The organism is Paenibacillus sp. FSL H7-0703 (assembly GCF_038003485.1).
GTDB classification, from domain to species: domain Bacteria; phylum Bacillota; class Bacilli; order Paenibacillales; family Paenibacillaceae; genus Paenibacillus; species Paenibacillus polymyxa_B.
This window is the reverse complement of record NZ_JBBOPF010000001.1, coordinates 4,213,480-4,236,134: the sequence shown is the minus strand read 5'-3', so window position 1 is coordinate 4,236,134 and position 22,655 is coordinate 4,213,480. Positions and strand designations below refer to the sequence as shown.

General features: G+C 44.5%; 20 protein-coding genes and 1 pseudogene. 7 read left to right on the top strand and 14 right to left on the bottom strand.

Going from position 1 to position 22,655, the window contains the following annotated elements; genetic code table 11:
• Positions 1-21: 21 nt before the first annotated feature.
• Together MHB46_RS18750 and MHB46_RS18745 are read right to left on the bottom strand one after the other, a co-directional pair.
• Positions 22-963, bottom strand: a complete 942-nt coding sequence (locus MHB46_RS18750; protein ID WP_341163089.1) for a glycosyltransferase family 2 protein — start codon at positions 961-963, stop codon at positions 22-24.
• Between the two features lie 203 nt (positions 964-1,166).
• Positions 1,167-1,967 (bottom strand): DUF1836 domain-containing protein, encoded by an 801-nt coding sequence (locus MHB46_RS18745; protein WP_025721933.1) that lies wholly within the window; start codon positions 1,965-1,967, stop codon positions 1,167-1,169.
• Between the two features lie 224 nt (positions 1,968-2,191).
• Between MHB46_RS18745 and MHB46_RS18740 the strand changes: the two genes are divergently transcribed.
• Together MHB46_RS18740 and bacA are read left to right on the top strand one after the other, a co-directional pair.
• Positions 2,192-3,562, top strand: coding sequence for a hemolysin family protein (locus MHB46_RS18740; RefSeq protein WP_039273784.1), 1,371 nt, complete (start codon positions 2,192-2,194; stop codon positions 3,560-3,562).
• A 127-nt stretch (positions 3,563-3,689) separates the two neighbouring features.
• Positions 3,690-4,487, top strand: coding sequence for an undecaprenyl-diphosphate phosphatase (gene bacA / locus MHB46_RS18735; protein WP_103048284.1), 798 nt, complete (start codon positions 3,690-3,692; stop codon positions 4,485-4,487).
• Positions 4,488-4,621: 134 nt separating this feature from the next.
• On the opposite strand, the gene MHB46_RS18730 is transcribed toward bacA, so the two are convergent.
• The 7 genes from MHB46_RS18730 to MHB46_RS18700 form a co-directional block, all read right to left on the bottom strand.
• Positions 4,622-4,948 (bottom strand): thioredoxin family protein, encoded by a 327-nt coding sequence (locus MHB46_RS18730; protein WP_025721930.1) that lies wholly within the window; start codon positions 4,946-4,948, stop codon positions 4,622-4,624.
• A gap of 209 nt (positions 4,949-5,157) precedes the next feature.
• Positions 5,158-6,069: an aldo/keto reductase gene (locus tag MHB46_RS18725; RefSeq protein ID WP_341163088.1), complete on the bottom strand. Its 912-nt coding sequence runs from the start codon at positions 6,067-6,069 to the stop codon at positions 5,158-5,160.
• Positions 6,070-6,226: 157 nt separating this feature from the next.
• On the bottom strand, positions 6,227-6,970 hold the full coding sequence (locus MHB46_RS18720) for an alpha/beta hydrolase (RefSeq protein WP_341163087.1): 744 nt from the start codon (positions 6,968-6,970) through the stop codon (positions 6,227-6,229).
• A 33-nt stretch (positions 6,971-7,003) separates the two neighbouring features.
• On the bottom strand, positions 7,004-7,984 hold the full coding sequence (locus tag MHB46_RS18715; protein ID WP_341163086.1) for a siderophore ABC transporter substrate-binding protein: 981 nt from the start codon (positions 7,982-7,984) through the stop codon (positions 7,004-7,006).
• Positions 7,985-7,996: 12 nt separating this feature from the next.
• Entirely contained in the window at positions 7,997-8,755 is a 759-nt protein-coding gene (locus tag MHB46_RS18710) for an iron ABC transporter ATP-binding protein (RefSeq protein WP_039273792.1), read from the bottom strand.
• A complete protein-coding gene (locus MHB46_RS18705) occupies positions 8,749-9,699 on the bottom strand; it encodes an iron chelate uptake ABC transporter family permease subunit (RefSeq protein ID WP_209940458.1) in 951 nt (316 codons plus the stop codon). Before MHB46_RS18705 ends, MHB46_RS18710 begins: the two co-directional genes overlap by 7 nt.
• The gene (locus MHB46_RS18700; protein ID WP_341163085.1) at positions 9,689-10,642 is read right to left on the bottom strand and encodes an ABC transporter permease; all 954 of its coding nucleotides are present in this window, start codon (positions 10,640-10,642) and stop codon (positions 9,689-9,691) included. The genes MHB46_RS18705 and MHB46_RS18700 overlap by 11 nt, the downstream gene beginning before the upstream one ends.
• Before the next feature lie 327 nt (positions 10,643-10,969).
• Here MHB46_RS18700 and MHB46_RS18695 point away from each other — a divergent pair, with 327 nt between their 5' ends.
• The 4 genes from MHB46_RS18695 to MHB46_RS18680 all read left to right on the top strand — a co-directional run bounded on the left by MHB46_RS18695 (position 10,970) and on the right by MHB46_RS18680 (position 15,885).
• Positions 10,970-11,647 carry a response regulator transcription factor gene (locus tag MHB46_RS18695; protein ID WP_341163770.1) on the top strand — a complete coding sequence of 226 codons (678 nt, stop codon included), beginning with the start codon at positions 10,970-10,972 and terminating at the stop codon, positions 11,645-11,647.
• Complete coding sequence (locus MHB46_RS18690; RefSeq protein ID WP_341163769.1) at positions 11,644-12,561, top strand: sensor histidine kinase; 918 nt, start codon at positions 11,644-11,646, stop codon at positions 12,559-12,561. The genes MHB46_RS18695 and MHB46_RS18690 overlap by 4 nt, the downstream gene beginning before the upstream one ends.
• 109 nt (positions 12,562-12,670) lie before the next feature.
• A complete protein-coding gene (locus MHB46_RS18685) occupies positions 12,671-13,348 on the top strand; it encodes an ABC transporter ATP-binding protein (RefSeq protein ID WP_341163084.1) in 678 nt (225 codons plus the stop codon).
• The gene (locus MHB46_RS18680; RefSeq protein ID WP_341163083.1) at positions 13,345-15,885 is read left to right on the top strand and encodes an ABC transporter permease; all 2,541 of its coding nucleotides are present in this window, start codon (positions 13,345-13,347) and stop codon (positions 15,883-15,885) included. The genes MHB46_RS18685 and MHB46_RS18680 overlap by 4 nt, the downstream gene beginning before the upstream one ends.
• 111 nt (positions 15,886-15,996) lie before the next feature.
• Here the strand turns inward: MHB46_RS18680 and MHB46_RS18675 are convergent.
• Positions 15,997-16,527: pseudogene (locus tag MHB46_RS18675) on the bottom strand (GNAT family N-acetyltransferase).
• Between the two features lie 250 nt (positions 16,528-16,777).
• On the opposite strand from MHB46_RS18675, the gene MHB46_RS18670 reads away from it, so the two are divergent.
• A complete protein-coding gene (locus MHB46_RS18670) occupies positions 16,778-17,749 on the top strand; it encodes a ring-cleaving dioxygenase (RefSeq protein ID WP_061828937.1) in 972 nt (323 codons plus the stop codon).
• A gap of 265 nt (positions 17,750-18,014) precedes the next feature.
• Here MHB46_RS18670 and MHB46_RS18665 read toward each other — a convergent pair whose 3' ends face one another.
• From MHB46_RS18665 to thiD, 4 genes are all read right to left on the bottom strand, one after another.
• Positions 18,015-18,812 carry a hypothetical protein gene (locus MHB46_RS18665; RefSeq protein ID WP_341163082.1) on the bottom strand — a complete coding sequence of 266 codons (798 nt, stop codon included), beginning with the start codon at positions 18,810-18,812 and terminating at the stop codon, positions 18,015-18,017.
• 663 nt (positions 18,813-19,475) lie between these two features.
• Complete coding sequence (locus tag MHB46_RS18660; protein ID WP_341163081.1) at positions 19,476-19,679, bottom strand: hypothetical protein; 204 nt, start codon at positions 19,677-19,679, stop codon at positions 19,476-19,478.
• A 77-nt stretch (positions 19,680-19,756) separates the two neighbouring features.
• The gene (locus MHB46_RS18655) at positions 19,757-21,454 is read right to left on the bottom strand and encodes a M3 family oligoendopeptidase (protein WP_341163080.1); all 1,698 of its coding nucleotides are present in this window, start codon (positions 21,452-21,454) and stop codon (positions 19,757-19,759) included.
• Between the two features lie 237 nt (positions 21,455-21,691).
• Positions 21,692-22,501, bottom strand: a complete 810-nt coding sequence (thiD, locus tag MHB46_RS18650) for a bifunctional hydroxymethylpyrimidine kinase/phosphomethylpyrimidine kinase (RefSeq protein ID WP_341163079.1) — start codon at positions 22,499-22,501, stop codon at positions 21,692-21,694.
• Between the last annotated feature and the right edge of the window lie 154 nt (positions 22,502-22,655).

The window sequence follows — 22,655 nt, the reverse complement described above, 5'->3', positions numbered from 1 at the left end:
GTCAGTGTGTAAAAAAACAGTTTACTGAACCGCCGGGCCTAAATATTCGTTATATTTTTGCTTGCGCGGATTCAGAATGAACAACACCCCCTGCTTGTATCCATCTGCGGCATTAAAATTGCGGCGCAGCGTTTCTTTGAGCATCAAGTAGGATAAGGTCCATAAAAGGGCTCCATACTGAATCACTCCAGCCTTTTTCAAGGCAAGAAAATAATAGTGGTTAATCGCTGTAGCCTTGGCTACTTTGCCCGCCTTATCGCGCGAGCTTGGAGATTCATGATGAATGATGGTTAAGTCAGGATTGATAACCAATTTGCCATAACGGCTCGCCAACTGGCACATGTACAAATCGTCAGCCACGGCATAACTGGTCATCCACGGATACGGCTTCATGTCCCGAAGCGCATCTCTCCGAAATGACATATTGCAGCCATGGAAAAATTCTGTATCGAAAACCTCCGTTGCTTCGCCCCAACGCAGCAAGGAACCTGCCAGACTACTAGGCGAGAGCTTGCCGAGGGATGAAGACATCTGAAATGTCAAAACGCCCAGCAGCTTTCCTGCCCGGCTCGAATATAATCCCTTTGCAATCCCTCCAACACCCACAATCGTTTCATCCTGATCATAGGTATCGAGCAAACGCCGGATATAGAGTTTATCGTCCAGTTCTGCATCATCGTCAAAATACAGCACAATATCATACCGCACAAGGGACAAGGCCTCATAGCGGGATAACCAAACGCCGGGACGACTTTTTTTATAATATTTCAAAACGCTTTGAGGCAATCCGGATACCATGTGACGGTACTGCTCGATCTGTTGGTCGGAAATATCGCCGTCATCAACAATCAGCAGTTCTACAGCCGTATGCTCCAATTGCTGCTGTACTGCAATAGATTGTATACAGCGTGTCAGGTCTTCGATCCGGTTGCGGGTACAAATGATGATGGAGACATCGGACATGCCATTACCTCCTGTGTGTGTATCCAGATGCTTTGGAAGAGATATTCAAAGTTTTTCCAATTGCTGGATTATATATGTTTATTGTATCTTTGACAGCGTTTTAGTGTATATACCTCTTTTGTATACTTTTTCAGTCTCCAAAAGGGTAGACAATCCTCTAAAAAGAGCAAAAAATCAGGATTGGCTTCTGTGCCAATCCTGATTTACCCTTGGAAGTCCAGAAACAACGTCGCATTCACATACCGACGTGCCATGGACAAAAAATAACTATTTTGCACCGCAACTGCTGCCACCAGCAAAGTATTACGCACTGCTTCACACTGGTTAGGGGTCAAATGCTGTAAACGACTGGTGTATTGATCAGCCGCCTGAACCAGCAGCTCCTCTGTCGCACCTTCCTGACGCTGCTGTCCTGTAACGGAATTTCCGTTGTCCTTTGCATAGCCTGCTCCAGCAACATCGAGCAGTTGGTCTCCGTTCGCATCCAGCTCCTCAAACAAAGTTGAATAGGCCGCGTACAAATCGACCGGCTGAATCAGATCGTCCGTATCATCTTCGGGTTGTTGGAACAGGATATGAAATAGCTGACGAATGGATTCAAAATCAAGACATGATTTTAAATCTTCTACAATGAGCAATATAGCTGCCTGGTTGACCGAGTATTTTTTGCCGATCTTCGGAGCGCCGAGAAATTCCTTGAAGTCGCGTTTGACCCAATTTTGCATAGAGGCCAGTGAGACATGGCTGTATTCGACCAGTTGACCCAGGGAAACAATCTCCTGCAGCGAAAAGGCTGCGCTGTGCTTACCCTTGATGATTTTATCTAGCACAGGTGTCACGTCGGTGTATAAAAATGTCGGCATCGTGCTCCCGGAACGGGCGAGATGGCTATGAGTGCGCCTCCAGGCGTCCTGCAGAACGGCCAGAGGCTGCAATTCGCGGCGACCTTCCATGGCCAGCAGCAAATGGGCCATATCACGACGAGTAAGGGTAAAAGACTCCATCTGCTTTCCTCCCTTTCTTACATTTCAAGTTCATTTGAACTCATCATACGCCCTCAAACTAGGCTTGTAAAGCGAAGCAATGAGCCGTGCGGGTTCTATTATGCCTTATTTTCCGTGTAAATTGGAGGTAGGTGACCTGCTACGATTCCATATGAACCTTGTATATTTCCTTTTAAGTTCTTAAAATAAGTTCAAGTGAACTTAAAATGGAGTTCCTTAAAAAATTGAACGAAAAAGGGATGAGTGAAAATTATATGGGTATAGGTGTCAGTCTATTTTTGTTTGCGGTGTTGATTTTATTTAGTGCTTTCTTCGTGGCTACCGAGTTTGCGATTATTAAAATCCGTTCCAGCCGGGTTGATCAGCTGGTCGTGGAGAACCGTAAAAACGCACTGGCGCTACAAAAAGTCGTCAATAATCTGGACGGCTACCTGTCCGCCTGTCAGCTTGGTATTACGATTACAGCGTTGGGACTCGGCTGGCTCGGTGAACCGACCGTAGTCAAATTGCTGGAGCCTCTCTTTCAACAGCTCAACATCAATGGGGATTTTTCACATATCCTGGCCTTTATTATTTCATTCGTCATTGTAACTTACCTGCACGTGGTGATCGGCGAACTGGCTCCCAAAACATTGGCGATCCGCAAAGCGGAAGCTGTCAGTCTGTTAACCTCCCCAGTCATCGTGTGGTTTAACCGGATTATGTATCCGTTTATTTGGCTCCTTAACGGCTCGGCCAATCGTCTGGTTCGTCTGTTTGGTCTTCAACCGGCTAGTGAGCATGAAGAAGCGCACTCTCAGGAAGAAATTCAGATCATTTTGTCCGAAAGCGTGGAAAGTGGTAAGATCAATAACACCGAATATGGCTACGTAAATCGTATCTTTGCTTTTGACGAGACCGTTGCCAAGGAAATTATGGTGCCACGTACAGATATGGTATGCTTGTTTACGAATCGCTCGCTACAAGAAAACATGCTGACTATTCACGAAGAGCAGTATACCCGTTTTCCGGTGGCGACAGATAGCAAGGATCAGATCATTGGTATGATTAATACCAAACAGCTCTTCCTTGAGTATGATCGCAATCCCGAGCTTGTTTTCGACAGCCTGATTCAACCGATCTTGACCGTTCCGGAAGTTATCCCCGTCAACACGCTGCTGAAACGTATGCAGAAGGAGCAGGTTCATATCGCTCTCCTGGTCGATGAATACGGTGGAACCTCCGGCCTCATTACCATCGAGGACATTTTGGAGGAGATTGTTGGCGAAATTCGGGACGAATTTGATAAGGATGAACGGAAGGAAATCGAGAAACTGACGGAGAACAGTTATTTGATGGATGGTAAAGTGATGCTTTCCGATCTGAGTGATCTGACGGGCTTGACATTGGACGATGAAGACGTGGATACTGTCGGAGGGTGGGTGTATAGCCGGGTTCCGGAACCTAGACAGGGCAAGGAATTCATAGAAGAAGATGTGAAATTTATCATTCGTGAAATGGGTAAAAATCGTATTCGTCGGGTGGAGATTATTTTACACCACACATCCCCCGCATCTGAATTGGAAGCAGAATCGGACACTTCTTCCCGGGAGTGAACCGTGTGACCTGAGCGTTTATCTTTGCTCTTGTGACACTTGCGTTCACTCCTACTGAAATGACATATTTTCAGGGCAAACGACTTAGGTCGTTTGCCCTGCACGCGTGTAAGGAGGAGCTAGTAAAGTGGATATTTTATCTTCTATTATTATGGGAATTATTGAAGGACTGACAGAGTTTTTGCCGGTCTCTTCGACGGGTCACATGATCCTCACGGCTAATCTTCTAGGATTAAACACAGAGAATGATACGGTCAAAACGTTTGAGGTTATCGTGCAATTAGGTGCTGTGCTGGCAGTCGTCGTATTATACTGGCGCAGATTCCTGAGCCTGTTTGATTTCAGACGCAAAATCTCGAGCCAGCCACGTCTAAACCTGTTACATATTATTTTAGCCATGATCCCTGCGGGCCTGATTGGCGTACTGTTCCGTGATGTAATTAAGCAATACCTGTTTGGTCCTGAAACGGTTTTGTACAGTTTGGTGATCGGGGGCCTGCTCATGATCGCGGCTGAGAAATTTCATCCGCCTATTAGATCACATACGCTGGATGAGATCACGTACAAACAAGCATTTACCATCGGTATGTTCCAAGTCCTAGCTCTATGGCCAGGCTTCTCCCGTTCAGGCTCAACCATGTCTGGGGGCCTATTCGCACGTGTAAGCCATACGGCAGCCGCGGAATTTACATTCCTCGTATCTGTTCCGATCATGCTGGGTGCATCGGGTATTGATATGATCAAAAGTATGGATCATCTGTCTATGAGTGATTTTCCAGTGTTCGCAGCCGGCTTTATTACTGCCTTTATCGTCGGAATGCTGGCGATCAAAACATTCCTCGGTCTGCTCAAACGCTTGAGCCTGACTACGTTCGCCATTTACCGCTTCGTGCTGGCGGCTGTGTTCTTTTTCATTATTTTATAAGCCATTGTTTGGTACCAATAACCAATAACTAAAAAGGGATATCCATAGGGTCTGAATGATCAGCCTTGGATATCCCTTTTACTATTTTGCAGAAAGGATAGATCGTACTGAACTATCCCTATCATGCGTTCTGATTATTGTTTGGATTCCAGCGTAGTCAAATATTCCGAGATTTGAGCTGGCGTTTTAGCGTATTTGCTGTGCAAATGAGCAATTTTTTCGCCATTACGGAACACGAGCAGACTCGGAATGCCGCGCACTTGATTTTCGTCGGCAATCGGCTGAAATTTCTCTGCATCAAGCGCAAAGAAACGCTTATCCGCGTTTTCCTCAATAATACCGTCCATAAATTTATCCAGTGTCTTGCAATCCGGACACCAGGTTGTATCAAATTTCACGACGGTCAGACCGTCACCGTTAATTAAATCCTGATATTGCTGCTGAGATTCGATGCGTTCCATTCGTTGGTCCCTCCTAGAGTGTATTTATAACGTCTCCATATTCACATATGAATAATAAACCGAAGCTTATTCTTATATTGTAATGATTCTTTTATAAATTGCAACTGGGATAGGTACATGTTCAAGCGTGTACTTGGTTATAGACTGAAATGTAGCGTTTATAGCTAGGAGCAACAGATGAACACGCTTTTGTACCATCATTGCCCTTATCAGCGGTATTGCGCATCATAACGATTGGCTCGGCTGATTTGCTGTAGCGTCTGCCGCTCTTGCCTGGTTAGCGGTGCAATATCCGCAGCAGAAATATTATGCTCCAATTGTCCCAAAGAGCTTGCACCCGGGATCACAGCAGCGACAGTCGGATGTGAAAGACTATAACGAATCGCTGTCTGCCCCATACTACGGTCGGACCCTGCAAATGCCTTTAATTGCTTACGCACATCCAACAGCTCTGCTTCATTGTAGTCCAGATATCCCTTGGCTATCTTCCCTTCCCCTTCGTCAGCCAATACACCACTGGCCACAGGCCCACGTGCAATCACGCTAATTCCCCGCTCCTGAAGCAAAGACAGTACCTCCTCCTCTGCACGCCGATCCAGTAAACTATACTGATTCATAACACTAACGATATTCGAACGTTCGACATATTCACGGATGACATGAGGGCGAATGGAGGAAATACCATAGTAACGAATAACGCCCTCCCGCTGGAGTTGCTCAAAAGCCTCTATGGTTTCGTCCATCGGATCGTCAGACGTCCCTCCGTGCAGCTGATACAGGTCGATGTAGTCCGTTCCAAGGCGACGCAGGCTCTCTTTAACAGCAGATAGAATATATTTCTTGGATGGGTCCCATCCCCAGCCCTCCTGCCCCGGTAGACGCCGATTGCCGACCTTGGTCGCCAGGATGACCTCCTGTCGTCGTCCACGGATCGCTGCACCCACGATTTCTTCATTGCGTCCGTGCTGGTACAAATCCGCCGTATCCAACAGGTTTACGCCCCTGTCTAGCGCTTCATGAATCAAGTAAACACCTTGCTGCTCCTCCGTACCGACCGACATGCATCCCAAACCAATCTCACCTACCAGCAAATCCGATGATCCCAGGCGGTTTTTTTTCACTTATACTCCCCTCACTTCCAACAACGTATAACTTTAAATTTTTAATATTCCTTTATTATACGAAAAAAATATACAAAAAAAACAACCCCAAAGACATAGAGACTCCACGCTCTCCAATCCTTTGAGGTTGTTGTATGAGATTCGTATTCCATTCATGCTATCCGAACAGCCATTGGACAGCCTTAGGAAATTGACGCTGAAAACAATCCACACGATGTACCGCATCCTGATCCAGCTCAAGAAGAATATCTTTTGCATCCAGTCCCTGTGTCCGCAGCATCTCGTGTGCCTGGAGGGTCAGCGGAACCATATCTTTTTGTACATTCGTTTTCCCTTCACCTTCACGGGTCCCAACAGATATATAAAAGCGATGTATCCCATCCCTCACAGTTGCACAAGATGCAGATCGCATATAATCAATCATACCCGGATACCAATACGAGCCTGAGATGGAACCGACGCGTCCGAATACGTCCTTATACTTGAAGGCGGCATACATGGAAATTAATCCGCCCAATGAGGCGCCGATGATGCCCGTATGCTCCGATCCAGTGCGCACTGGATATCTTGCCTCGACGTACGGCATTACTTTTGTAACCACAAACGCCAGATAGGCATTTCCGACACCGCCAAAAGCAGGTCTTCCTTCTACTAAAGCCGCTGCCTTCCAAGGCGTGTAATCATCCAGTCGATTTACGGGATCAATACCTACCAGCACCACACGGGGCAGCTCTCCCGTAGAAAAACCTCTTTCCAGCTCATCCAACCCGCTTAGAAATAAAGAGCTGCCATCCTGCACATACAGCACAGGATACAGCTCATTATGATTCACGGAGACGGGAGGTGTATAGATGTGTACAAGGTACCCATCTAATGGAATTTCATCTATATGACCTTTCATCCTACACAATCCTCCATGATGTGAATGTATTCATTACAGTGCAGCATCCATTTCCTTGATCATTTCAGATACGGATTCCAGACCATTACCTGACAGGTACCAGTAGTTAGGATCAAGGTATACAATATGACCGTTTTTAAATGCATTGGTTTTCTTCACCAGTTCATTCTCCATGGCTTGTTTGCCTGTAACCTGTTCCTTGCCTTCTTCGACCACCACAGCCCCACGGTCAACGACAAAAATATAATCCGGATTTTTTTGCTGTACATATTCAAAAGAAACCTTTTGACCATGCGTGGATACTTTAATGCCAGGATCTACAGGGGTTACGCCAAAAGCATCATGAATGATACCGAAGCGAGATTGTGAGCCATATGCGCTCAGGCTTCCTTCATTCGTCAGCACGATCAGTCCTTTAGCTTTGCTCGCTACAGCCTTGTCATGTACGGCCTTGATGGAGCTATCAATCGCAGCCAGTTCCTGCTTGGCAGCATCTTCTTTGTCGAAGATTTGACCCAGTGTTTCAACGTTTTTCTTAAAGGAATTGATATAATCCTTGGTGTCTACAGCCATCGAAATGGTCGGTGCAATTTTACTCAACTCTTTATATGCATCAGCTTGTCTGCCACCGATGATGATCAGCTCAGGAGACAGATCACTGATTTTCTCGTAATCCGGTTCAAACAGCGTGCCCGCACTTGCATATTTGGAATCTTTATATTTGCTCAAATATGTAGGAAGATCCTGCTGCGCTACCGCCGCAACGTCTACGCCCAGCTTATCCAACGTATCCAGTGAGCCAAAATCAAAGACAACGACATTTTTTGGGTTAACTTTGACTTGTACCGGGTTTTCATCCAGTGCGTGTTTGACCGAGATGGTTTTGGATTCCGTTGTTGCAGTAGAAGAGCCGTTGCCAGTCGCTTCCGGTGTTGCCGGAGCTGCTGTGCCACATGCCGACACAATCAGTACCAATGCAAGCATTAGCGTTAAAAACATCATATTTTTCTTCATTTAACATTCCCCCTAAGTGAAATAAACGCAAATTTTATGGTCACCAATCTGTTGAATCGGAATATCCATATCGTACAAATCCTTTAATACCTGACTATCAATCATCTCGTCAGCCGTTCCTTGTTTTAGCAACCTGCCATCCTTCATCCCCACAATATAGTCTGAATAGCAGGATGCAAAATTAATGTCGTGCAACACGACCAGAATCGTTTTGCCGAGATCATCCACCAAACCGCGCAACGTCTTCATAATCTGAACCGAATGCTTCATATCCAGATTGTTCAGCGGCTCATCCAGCAGGATGTATTCTGTGTCCTGAGCCAAAATCATGGCAATAAAAGCCCGCTGTCGCTGTCCCCCACTAAGCAAATCAATATGCTTATCTTTCATATCCTCCAGTCCCATGTAAGCCATAGACTGCTCCACCATTTTGCGATCCTCGCTGTTCAATCTACCCTTGGAATACGGAAAACGGCCGAAGCTAACCAGCTCCTTCACGGTTAAGCGGATATTGACATCGTTCGTCTGTTTTAAAATAGATATCTTCCGGGCTAGCTCCTCACTTTTCGTCAGACTCACGGCCTGCCCGTCAATGAGGATTTCTCCCTCATCACTGTCAGTCAGGCGACTGATCATCGACAACAAGGTGCTTTTTCCAGCGCCATTAGGTCCAATAAAGGAGGTAATCGTACCTTTAGGTACAGTGACGGATACCTGATCCACCACATTTTTATTCCCGTAGCGTTTGGATACGTTTTTGACTTCTACCATGACTTATTCTCCCGCAGCAAAAGATACAGGAAGTACACCCCCCCGATAAAGTTAATAATGACACTGACCGTTGTCGATAAGTCGAATACTCTTTCTGCCAGCAGTTGGCACCCTGCCAATGCAATGACGCTAACACAGATGGAGGCCGGAATAATATAACGATGCTGATAGGTTTTCATCACCTGATAAGCCACATTGGCCACAATTAATCCGAGAAACGTAATCGGCCCGACAAGCGCTGTAGAAATGGAAATGAGAATCGCTACAATTACCAGTAGCCTTTTAATGATAAAACCATAAGGAAGACCCAGGTTAATCGCATGCTCCCGTCCGAGCGACAGCACGTCCAGATACTTGATGAATCTCCACGCATAAGCGAATACGAGAACAAGAATGAATACAGAAAGCCACAGCAGCTCGGTATTTACGTTGCTGAAGCTAGCAAAGCTCTTGTCCTGGATTTTCGCAAATTCGTTTGGATCAATCAGTACCTCCATAAAGGTAGATAAACTGTTAAACAGCGTGCCGAACACCAGACCAATCAGCAAAAGTACATAAATCCCGCGTCCATCTTTGCGGAAAATTAATTTGTATAGCAGTCCTGCGAACAGCACCATCAGCCCCACCGATATCAAAAAGTTCAATTCTTTGCTGGTCGAAATGAAAGGGACGGAACCAAATGCAAAAATAATCGTCGTCTGAATCAGCATATACAGTGAATCCAGTCCGATAATACCGGGAGTCAAAATCTTATTATTCGTAACCGTCTGGAAAATAACGGTTGCAAAAGCAATGGAGCCACCTGTCAGAATGAAGGCTGCGATCTTTTTCAATCGTCGTGGCAGCGCGTAATGCCAGGTATGCGGAAGATCTATAAACACGAAAGCAGCAATCAACACAAGCGCGGCAGCGGCTAATATTCCGATTTTTAATTTAGGATTCATAAGCCCTTCTCCTCAGCAGCAAATACAAGAACAACGCGCTCCCGATCACACCAACCGTAAGCCCTACAGAAATTTCATACGGATAAATGATCACCCGTCCCAAAATGTCGCAAAACAGCACAAAGACGGCGCCCAAGATCGCTGTATGGGCCAGGCTTTTTTTCAGATTATCCCCCATATACATGCTGACCAGATTGGGTACAACCAGCCCCAAAAAGGGAATCGTCCCGACCGTTAAGATGACAACAGAGGAAACCAAAGCCACGATCACCAACCCAACATTGACGGTGCGCTTATAATGAACTCCCAAATTCGCCGCAAAATCCTCGCCCATGCCTGCAATTGTGAAACGATTCGCATATATGTACGCCAGCGCAACCAAAGGAACACTAAGATATAGCATCTCATAGCGACCACTCATGATTAGAGAAAAATCCCCCTGCATCCACGAAGAAATGCCCTGGATCAGATTGTATTTGTAAGCAAAAAAGGTCGTTACCGAATTTAAAATACCTCCAAACATCAAGCCGACAAGCGGGATAAATACCGGGTCCTTGAAACGAATTTTATCCAGTATTTTCATAAAAATCAGCGTTCCCCCTAAAGCAAATCCAAAAGCCGTCAGCATCTTCGTCCAAAATCCCGCCGCTCCAAACACCATAATAGCCATCAGCACACCTAGTCGTGCCGCATCCATCGTCCCCGCGGTGGTGGGCGATACAAATCGGTTCCGGGTAAGCTGCTGCATGATCAATCCACAGATACTCATACTCGCCCCTGCGATAATGATACTGATCAATCGTGGGAATCTGCTAATCAGGAGCACCTGCGCCTGATCGTTGGTTAAGTGGAACACATCAAGTGGAGTTACATTATGAACACCAATAAAAACCGAGGCGAAGGCTAGTACCAGAAAAGCCAGTATTAAATAACGCAATTTCATCTCTAACTAAGGGAGCCTGTCCAATAACCTGTACCAAGCTTCGGCCCTGTCCTCCCCTCCAATAATGATAATCATTATCAAAAATCAACTAGGATAAATTATATCAGTCAACTCGTATCTGTCAATGTGAGGAGGTTTTAAAGTAGGACAAAAAAAGCTGCTGAGAACTTTCTCGACATCCCGCCTAGGCAATCCAAGGAGCAAATAAGAGTAAAATCCGGTAAACTGGAAATGGAGAGTTTGGGAGCCTCTTTTTTATGTTTATGATGAGTAGTTCTGGAAATCGAGTTCAATGACTTTGGTTAGTAAAAAAATAGGAGGAGAATGATGAATCACATATTAATCATCGAGGACGATATCGCCTTGAGTAACGGTATTGTTCTTGCTCTTAAAGAACCTAACAACGTATTTACGCAAACGCATGACATAGCTACTGCAAAAGAACATTTGAATGTTACTGCCTTTGACCTAGTGATTCTTGATGTAAATTTGCCGGATGGAAGTGGACTCGACCTTTTAACCCATATACGTAAAACAAAAGCTTTACCAGTCATTGTTCTGACTGCAAATGATATGGAAACAGATATTGTCACTGGTTTTGAGCTGGGTGCTGACGACTATATCACCAAACCTTTCAGTCTTATGGTACTGAGAGCAAGAGTTGGTGTTCAGCTAAAAAGAGCTAGGTATCCACTTGCCGATTCCTTCCAGCTTGATGGTTTTTCTTTTTCTTTTAACAAAATGGAATTTATTAAGAATGGTATACCTATTGAACTAAGTAAAACGGAGCAAAAATTGTTGCGCATCCTAATCAACAATCGGGGAAATACCGTTTCGCGTGATCATTTGATAGACAGCATCTGGACTGACGGGGCTGAATATGTAGGTGAAAATGCCTTGTCAGTTACGATAAAAAGGCTACGTGACAAGCTCGAGGATCATCCTTCTTCCCCACAATATATTAAAACGGTTTATGGGCTGGGCTACACATGGGCGTTGAAATGACAACACTCCTCTATATATGTACAGGAATTGCCGTTGTTGCTGTATGCACCGCTGTGGGTGCTATTATGCTTTATCGCAGGAGCATCCATAAAACAATGAAAACCATTGAAAACATGCTGGATGCCGCGATAAATGGCAGCTTCTCAGAGGATGTCTTTGATGAATCCGTTCTCTCTGCAATAGAAGCTAAATTTGCGAAATTTCTTTCCATTTGTTCCGTGTCCTCCAAAAATCTGCTTGCCGAAAAGAATAAAATAAATGAGCTGATTTCTGATATTTCGCATCAAACGAAAACGCCTGTTGCTAATATCTTGCTGTATTCCCAACTGCTTAGTGAATACGAATTATCGCAGGATGCATTCACTTGTGTGAAAGCTCTCTCTGCACAGGCCGAAAAGCTTAACTTCCTGATCCATGCATTAGTGAAAACTTCGAGGCTTGAAACGGGGATTATCACGGTAGCGCCAAGGCGGGAATCTGTTCAAAAGCTCCTTGATGCTGCACTGGAGCAAATGATACCAAAAGCAGAGACCAAAGGGATTTCAGTTGTTATGGAGGACACAGTTATCCATGCTTATTTTGACCTAAAGTGGACGAGTGAAGCTGTCTATAACATTATGGATAACGCCATAAAATATACAGAGACAGGCGGAAACATGAATATAAAAGTAATGGCATACGATTTGTTTTGCCGAATTGATATTATCGACAACGGCATAGGTATTGCAGAAGAAGAACAAGGTAAAATCTTTACCCGCTTCTATCGCTCCCCCACTGTTAACTCGCAAGAGGGTGTAGGTATTGGACTGTTTTTAGCTAGAGAAATCATCGCTGCGGAGGGTGGTTACATCAAAGTACGGTCACGCTACGACCGTGGTTCTACCTTCTCTATTTTTCTTTCTATGGATACTTAATTCTTTCAATACCGTTAGATTTCAGAAAGATTGTAGAAAGATCAGTGTGTTAATGTCTGTACTGTAGATGACTACGATCCAGACATTTTTTTGTGGAGGAGAACGTAATATGGCTCTATTGAAAACTCAGGCATTAAGGAAGCATTACGGGAACGGAGATACTGCTGTTCATGCCTTAGACGGCGTGAATCTGGAGGTGGAAAGCGGAGAATTTGTCGCTATTGTTGGTACGTCCGGGAGCGGCAAATCTACCCTTCTGCATATGTTGGGTGGACTTGATCGTCCGACAAGTGGAACCGTTACGATTGATGGTAAGGATATTTCTTCACTGAAAGACGAAGAATTGACTATTTTTCGCAGACGAAAGATTGGCTTCGTGTTTCAAAATTACAACCTGGTACCTGTCTTGAATGTCTACGAAAATATTGTGCTTCCTATTGAACTGGACGGTAAAGAACCGGACAAAGCCCACGTAGATAAAATTGTACATACCTTGGGCCTTCACCACAAAATGAATAATCTGCCAAACAATCTTTCCGGTGGACAACAGCAACGTGTAGCTATTGCCAGAGCACTGGCAGCCAAGCCCGCCATTATCTTGGCAGATGAACCCACTGGAAACCTGGACAGTAAAACCAGTCTGGATGTGATGGGATTGATCAAAGTTTCCAGCCAGCAGTTCCGCCAAACGATAGTGATGATTACTCATAATGAAGAAATCGCGCAGATGGCAGACCGTATCATCCGCATTGAGGACGGTAAAATAGTTGGCGGTGAAGGCGAATGATCAAGGTAAAGAACAAAAAAGTAATCCGCAAGCTGGCAGATAAGAGCTTCAAAGTAAACAAAGCCCGTAACCTCATTGCTATTGTTGCTATAGCACTAACCTCATTGCTATTTACAACACTGTTCACTATGGGGATTGGCGCTGGGGAAAGCTTACAACGGGCGACCATGCGCCAGGCCGGTGGAGATGGGCATGCCGTACTTAAATATATAACGGATGACGAATTTAATCATGTCAAGAATCATCCGTTGATCAAGGAAATAGCTTATAACCGTATATTAAGCGACGAAGTTAAAAACGATAAATTTCTAAAACGCCACACAGAGTTCTGGTATTACGATGATGTAGGGATGAAGCTTGGTTTTATTGAGCTTAAAGAGGGGCACAAGCCTGCGGCGGAAAATGAAGTGATCGCAGACTCCAAGACGTTGCAGCTATTGGGTGTTCCACTGGAGGTTGGAGCACCTTTGAGGCTAAAGCTTGACATACGAGGTAAAGAAGTACAGCGTGATTTTATCCTCTCCGGCTGGTGGAAAAGCGATCCTGTGTTTAACACAGGACAAATATTCGCCTCCAGATCCTATGTCGATGCTCATGCAAAGGAATTACAAAGCACCTATAAAAAAGATCATTTCTATACAGGAACCATTAGTGCATATATGATGTTCGACAATAGCCTTGATTCGCGAGGAAAGCTCAATAAAGTGATTACCGAAAGCGGATATTCGCTTGACGAAGATGCACCGAACTATATCGCGAGTAATGTAAATTGGGCATACATCTCAACCAATTTTAGTCTAGATACAGAGACCATCATAGCGTTAACTTCTGCCCTGTTACTGATCATGTTTACCGGTTATTTGATCATATATAATATATTCCAAATATCAGTGATGCGAGATATTCGTTTTTATGGTCTTTTAAAGACGATCGGCACAAGCGGCAAGCAGATCCGCCGGATCATTCGCAGACAGGCGTTAGTTCTTTCAGTGATAGGAATCCCGTTTGGATTAATAGCAGGTTTTTTTGTCGGTAAAGCACTTATACCACTTCTTATGAACAACACTACCTTTGCTGGTACCGAGATATCGGTATCTCCCAACCCATGGATTTTTATAGGATCGGCTTTGTTCGCGCTCATTACCGTAATGATCAGCACTTTCAAGCCAGGCAGGATTGCGGCAGCTGTTTCGCCGGTTGAGGCAGTAAGATACACAGACGGAAATACCAAGGGCAGCCGTAAGCTGAAAAAATCCACCGAAGGCGCTAAAATGATCCACATGGCTCGCTCCAACTTGGGGCGCAATACAAAGCGTACCGTGTTGGTAGTCATCAGTCTTTCGTTAAGCCTTGTACTTCTTAACACGGCGTTCACCCTGTCTCAGAGCATTGATATGGATAAGTTTGTATCCAAATTCAATGACACTGACTTTCTCATTGCTCATGCTGAATATTTTCATCGTCCCTATTTTAGCGGCCCTAAAAATGAGACCTCCGAGAGTTTTATTCAGGCTGTACAGACACAGCCCGGCTTTGAAGAGGGCGGTCGCTTGTACGGCGGCAGATTAGTGCTTACTGTCGAGAATGGAAAAGACACCCATGAGGACGATGAGACTGATTCTCGCGGCAACTTCATTGCGGCAGTATATGGGCTGGAAGATTTACCACTGCACCGGTTGCGATTACTAGACGGTGAGCTCGACTTTGAGAAGCTGGCTTCCGGTAAGTATATATTGGAAGGGGTAGATTTAGATGACCATGACATCCCCCAGATGGAAGAAGCTCTTTATAAGGTGGGTGAAAAGGTCACGCTTCACAGTTATATGGGAGCAGCAGAAGCTCCGCTGGATAGAGAGTATACTACGCATGCATTCACAGTGCTTGGTCATGTTGCAATTAAATATAGTACCAATTCTGATCGCTTTTCAAGTAAGTATAACTTCTATCTTCCGGCGAATATTTACAAGCCGCTTGCGGAGCAGCCTGCTGTGATGAGCTACGCCTTTAATGTATCCCCTGATCAGGAAGATGCCATGGAGAGCTTTTTAAAAAGTTACACCGAAACTACAGAGCCGGTAATGAACTACACATCCAAATTCACTTCAATGAATGAGTTTTCCGGTATGCAAAACACCATCATGATGATCGGAGGCACGCTCAGTCTGATTATCGGCATGATTGGTATCCTCAACTTTGTAAACGCAATTCTGACAAGTATATTGACCCGACGTCAGGAGTTTGCCATGCTGCAAAGTATCGGCATGACCAAAAAGCAATTGCGGGGTATGCTGATCTATGAAGGGCTATATTATGTTCTCGGCACCGCCCTATCCTCCATTTTATTAGGGATCATATTCTCTATTTCAATTGTGAAACCCCTAAGCAGTATGATGTGGTTTTTAAGCTATCACTTTATAATCTGGCCACTTCTAGCCTTATTGCCTGTACTATTATTGCTTGGGATACTTATTCCAGTAGCAGTCTATTCTATGAACAACAAACAAAGTATTGTGGAGCGACTTCGAGAATCAGAGTAGATGCACCTAAAAATAAGAAAGTAAAATACCCATGCGCGTCAAAAAAGATGACTCCTGATCCATTCAGAAGTCATCTTTTTATGCTTAGTAAGGCCTTATTTTACAGAATACCTATAACCTCCACTCTTCCCGTAGAAGCCCCATTCGGATCGAATCATAATACTCTCCATTATAATATCTGCACTTTCGAAGCCTGGCCTCGAGGGTCATGCCCAGCTTCTCTCCCACCTTCATCATCCGATGGTTTCCTGACCAGGTTGTAAAGCCTACTCTTACTAGAGGCAATGTATTAAACAAATGTGTGATCCATAGTCGAAGCGCCCTCGTACCATACCCACCGCTCCAATATTGTGAATCAAAGATACCTATTCCCATTTCAAGCCATTGTGAAGGCTGATGCTCCCAATAGTAGCTCACCGATCCAATGACCTTGCCTTCCACTTCAATGATCCAAAAGTCATCTTGTCCGATTCGTTATTCCTTCTCTTTTAAATAATCATCAAAAGAAAGTGGCTTATGTTCATAGTAGGGTGCATCCCACTGCTTCCATTCCGGTGCTTCTTCCTTAAAAGTTAACGTCCAAAGAGCCGGCAGGTCTTCTTCTGTAACAGGCCTAATCGTTAAATCCTTATCCGTATACATTTAGTGCACTCCTTTTATAATAAAATTTGTTCTATCTATATTGGGCTATATCGGGCTTTATTGTATCTGCTTTTGCATTATTTCGAATTTCTATTTTTGTCCGTCTTTGTAGCTAGTGTATAATTCAAGTTGACAAACAATCAAAAAACATATATCTTAATATCAAGATAATAAATATAAAGAAAAGTTTTTCGACTGTTTATTTTGTTTAGAAAAACCTAATCATATAAAAACCAAGGAGGATAATGACATGAAACTATTAGGATTGCATCACGTTTCGGCGATTACAGCGGCAGCGGCTAAAAATGTTGATTTTTATACTCAGGTAATGGGACTTCGGCTGATCAAGAAAACGGTGAACCAAGATGATGTTAGTGTGTATCACCTTTTTTACGGAGATGAGCGTGGAACTGCGGGTACAGAAGTCACTTTCTTTGAAATTCCACATGCGGGACAAACTCGTACAGGAAATAACAGCATTTCAGCACTCTCCTTACGGGTACCGAACGACAAGGCACTGGATTACTGGAAAAACCGCTTTGAGCAACTGGATGTAAAACATGGCGAAATTACGGATCAAGCAGGACGCCTGGCGCTTTCGTTTGAGGATTTTGAAGGACAACGCTTCTTCCTCGTTTCAGATGAGCATGATCACGGAATGCGCGGCGGCACGCCTTGGGAGAAAAGCCCTGTCCCTGCCGAATACGGCATTGTAGGACTTGGACCGGTTCATCTGACTATTCCCAAAGCGGAGAATACCATTCTTATTCTTGAACAGGTTATGGGCTTCCGCAAAAAGGGCTCCTATCCTTCTCCTGTTGCTGGACAACCGGATGTGGTTATCTATGAAACGGGTGAAGGCGGTACAGGAACCGAAGTTCATCTGGAAGAGCGCAACGATCTGCCACAAGAGCGACCAGGACGCGGCAGTGTGCATCACGTAGCCTTCCGTGTTGAAACTGAGGAAGAGCTCAAACAGTGGGTAGACCGTATTGGGCAGCTGCAAATTTCCAACTCAGGCTTTGTAGATCGCTTTTACTTCCGTTCATTGTATTTCCGTGAGCCGAACGGCATTCTGTTTGAATTGGCAACCGATGGACCCGGCTTTGATACGGATGAAGAACTCGAGTTTCTGGGTGAATCGCTGGCGTTACCGCCATTTTTGGAATCACGCCGCGCATCTATTGAAGCCAATCTCAAACCGCTTAACACCAAACATTAATTGAAGTTTAAGGATACGATCAGGTATGGTCAATTCGCCCCATAAATATTTATATTTCATGTTATTCAACTCATGAATTGTGACCGTTTATTGTGCATGGAACGACCAGCCACGAATGACAGAGCAGATCGAACACACCATACCATCTACCGGATATAACGGATTATTCTTTCTTAAATCTCAAAATGATCCGATAAATAAACAAAGAAAGCTTCAGACCGATGAAGGCCTGAAGCTTTCTTTGTTTTTCGCGCTTTACTTAACATCAAGCACCATACACTTTAGCTGTAACGAAGTTTACTGCTTGGCTAGCAGGATCACCAGCCCAAAATGCATCAAAATAAACCCCTCTGCCATTATCCGCATAAACAATGCTTGCACCTTTAACTAAAAATATCCCTACAACAATACCTCCAATCCAGCCTGGTAGACCCAAAGACGAAAGAATACCGGTAAGAGTTGATCCGGATATTGCACCAATTCCCCCAGCGTAAAGGGCTTTTGATTTGATATCATTTATTAATTGATGAGAAAAATAGATACGGTATCCCCACCAAAGTAATTCATAATCCCAATAAGAGAAAGTGTTAATCGAAGCTGTAGAGAATTTATTAGTAGGTACTACTTTTAAACTGTTATTATCCGTTGTAGTAACTGTTACATCACCTGAGATATTTTTCGCTTGATTATTTGCCGAATCTAAAGCTTTATTAACGAGTCCAAGTTCATCTTCAGTTAAATTTTTTGAAGCCTCTTCACTTAAAGTGAATGTTTGTGACTGTAGTTTTATGTAGGGATTTGCTTTGTTAATTAATTCTTGGCTGAGTTCGGAGGTTGATTCTCCCTGTACTGCATTTGGCGCTGCTGCTGCCAGTGCTGCTGTACTGCTGATAACAAGCATTAACATAACTGATGCCATCAAAGCTGATACAAATTTCCTTATTTTACCATTTTCCTCCCAATAATATGATATAATTGTAATAACAATATATATAGTACCATACATGAGATATTTTTGGTACATTTTTTTAGAAGGAGTTGTCAATTTTGAAAAACTTTTCAAAAATATTGATCATTGGATTTTTTACTGGAATCTTGACTATATTTATACTTACTGGAAAAGTAGAACTAAATGGTTTACTAGTTTGCTTTTTAAGCGCAGGAATAGTAGCAGTAGGATATCTGGCTATATATTTAATAAAGAAAAGGCGTAAATGATTTAACACGAAATCGGAAACCGCGAGTGTTCCAGCTCTCTTGGACTGATTTATATAATTACATCACACAATACAGCGTTATCGCATTACCTAGATGGCATATATATGTCTAGCCTTCCATGGAACAATGTAAAAAAGCAGAGATTTGGCTATCTAGCTGATCTCTGCTTTCTCCCGATTTCTTTGATTTTCGCCTATGCCCATTTCTGAAATAACGCCTTATTTTGGCTTACCCCTCGGCGGCTCATGCCGTTTATTTCATCCAAAATCTTCAGCACGTTGCCCCAATCACTCGGCAGCCGGATTTTTACCTGTTCTGCCGGTATTTCTTCGTTAATGACTCCCCACGGATAAACTTTCCCTTCTGCATCAATTCATAGTTAATTTGGAACAACCCAAAAAATTGTTTGCGCTTGCCGTGCAGCTCCAGCCGCAAAACAGCCCCGCAATTTCCGTGAGCTGCTGATCTGCACGTTCTAGAATTTAGCGCGCTTCCTCCAGGACACCATTTATCTGGTCACCAATCCCGGAATCGGCCTATACTGCTCCACGACAGCATTTATGGCGCACTGATACTCAACGCCACGATTCAGGAAGTCCAGCAGCTCACTAAAGGCTACAATGTCGTGATCTACAAAGGCTTGATGTTTTTTTTCATCCTTAGCAAACGCATAGCCAGCTTCTTCAAGAGTTCTCGCAAACTTATTAACCATTTACACAAAAGGGCATTCCGCTATCTGCAAGCTTTTCAGCTTTGACAGGTAAGCGGAAATGCCCTTTTTAGTTATGCTTACAGCTTTTTATCATCCACGCTGTTCAGCCATGCTTCGATTTCTCCGATCACAGAGGCGATACAGCCATCCTGGAAGGGCGAGATCAGTCCAGCCAGCTCAACCAATCCGGTAAAGGATCGACTTCCCCCAGCACGACACAGCTTCAAATAATCTTCCCACGCCGCTGTCCGGTCGATACTCATGCGTTTCCAGAATTGGAACGCGCACAGTTGCGCGAGTGTATAGTCAATGTAGTAGAACGGAGATTGGAAAATATGCCCCTGTTTGTGCCAGAATCCGCCCTGCTCCAGATACTCGTTGCCTTCATAATCCAGATGCGGTTTATACTTACGTTCAATGGAGCGCCATGCGCTTTTACGTTCGGCTGGGGTCCAGTCCGGATGTTCGTATACGGTATGCTGGAATTCGTCCACGGCTACACCGTAAGGCACAAACAGCAATGATGAAGATAGATGTTCAAAGTGATATTTGTCCGTATCTTCTTCGAAGAACAGATTCATCCAAGGCCATGCGAAAAACTCCATGCTCATAGAGTGGATCTCAGCCGCCTCCATCGTTGGCCAATGGTACTCAGGAATTTCAAAATGTCGGCTTTCATAGACCTGGAAGGCATGACCTGCTTCATGCGTCAATACGTCGATATCACCGGATGTACCATTGAAATTGGAGAAAATAAACGGTGTGCCATATTCGCTCAAAAATGTACAATAGCCTCCGCTTTGCTTGCCCTTTTTGCTGATCAAATCCATCAATCCACGTTCGATCATAAAGCTGAAAAATTCATGTGTTTCCGCTGAAAGTTCCTCATACATACGTGCTCCATTACGAATGATCCACTCCGGGTCACCTTTAGGCGTAGGATTGCCTGACAGGAAGTTGAAGCCCTCGTCATAATAGCGAAGCTGATCTACTCCGATCCGTTCGCGCTGGCGCTCCTTCAACTTGGTTGCCAGAGGAACGATATGCTTCAGCACCTGCTCGCGGAAATTGGCTACCATTTCGGCATTATAATCTGTACGTCCCAAGCGGGCATAGCCCAATTCTACGAAGTTGTCATAGCCCAACTTGTGTGCCATGCGCGTGCGCACCTTCACCAGTTCATCATAAATCCGGTCCAGCTCGTCCTCATGCTCACTCATAAATTGATATTTAGCCTCGGAGGCCTGTTTGCGCGTCTCCCGGTTGGTAGCCATTTCAAAAGGCAGGAGCTGCGACAATGTGCGTTCTTCTCCCTCGAACGGGATCTTCGCTGAAGCAATCAATTGAGCATATTCCGAGGTCAGCTTATTTTCCTGCTGCAAATCCTCAATAATATCCGGATGGAACGACTTGAGTGCTACCTCGGCAATACTGAAAAGCTGGCTGCCCCATTGACTCTCCAACTCGGTTCGGAATGGAGAATCCACCAATGCCCGGTAGTAATCGGTTACATACTCCTGAATAACCGGCATGAAATCATCAGCATACTCTTGCTCCGCTTTGTAAAAGGCATCCTCCGTATTAATGGAGTGCCGAACTTCCACCAATTGCAATTGTGTTTCCACATTACTGCGCAGCTTGTTAATTGCATGAATCACTTCATTTTGACGTTCTACGCTGTCTGCTTCACGAAACTGCTGCAACAGCGTTTTAAACCACTGTTCAATTTCAGGTTGCTCTGGTCGACTGTAAGCCATTTGGCTGAATAATGTCATTGCTTCGGTTCCTCCTTAAATGTAATAAATCTGATGCTTATTATACAGTACGATTAGACCAAACTGGAAGCTGCAATTCCAAAAAAATACAACCTCAAAAGCCGCAATACTATGTATTGCGGCTTTTGAGCCACATCTAACTCTATATATTAAAAAAGTCATGGTCTAAAACAATCTAATATATATTCAGCCTGATGGAGATTTATAAGTCTTTCTAAGATCGCATACCTTCATGCTTTATTGATTTTGCAAACGATGTGCCGCATGCAGGGTCGGACCGACGAATTCATTCAGCTTGAAGCTACCTTCAATGGCCTGTGTAATAAATCTCTTGGCCTGATCCACTGCTTCACGTATAGTCAGCCCTTGAGCCAAACCAGCCGTTACCGCTGCCGAAGTAGTGCAGCCTGCACCGTGGGTAAAGTTTGTTTTTACAACATCGGCTTCAAACCAGTCAAAAGTGATTCCGTCATATAGCAGATCCATCGCTTTACCTGCGCGAATTTTGCCACGGTCCTTGATCAGTACATGCTTAGCTCCACGCTCATGGATAATCGCAGCCGCTTCCTGCATCTGCTCCAGTGTCGTGATTGGTCCATTCTTCGCCAGTTGCGAAGCCTCGAACAAGTTCGGTGTTACCAGGTCAGCGCCAGGAATCAACAATTCCAGCATCGCCTCTGTATTTTCCGGCTGAAGCACTTCGTCCGTGCCTTTGCAGACCATAACCGGGTCAATTACGATCCGCTTCAGATCATGCTTTTTCAAATGGCTGGCTACCAGCTCGATAATTTCAACGGAACCAAGCATACCGGTTTTCATCGCATCAAAACCGATACCTTCCAATACAGTACGCAGCTGCGCTTCTACCACATCCAACGCAACAGGATATACAAGATGATCCCAGGTTTTAGGACCCATCGCTACTACGGTTGTCAATACGGTCATGCCATATACGCCAAGCTCCTGAAAGGTTTTCAGGTCTGCCTGAATACCCGCTCCACCGCTTGTGTCGGAGCCGGCTATCGTTAATGTTTTGGGAATCGTCATTTGTACATGCTCTCCTTCACTTTCTGTGCTGCATTTATCCTAATCCCGCTTGCGAAACTTGTCAACGCGCAAAACGGTCCTCTCTATGCTAAAAGTCACAAGCGACAGCAGCAGCTAAAAAACGAGAACATCCCCTTTTGAAACGGGAACATCC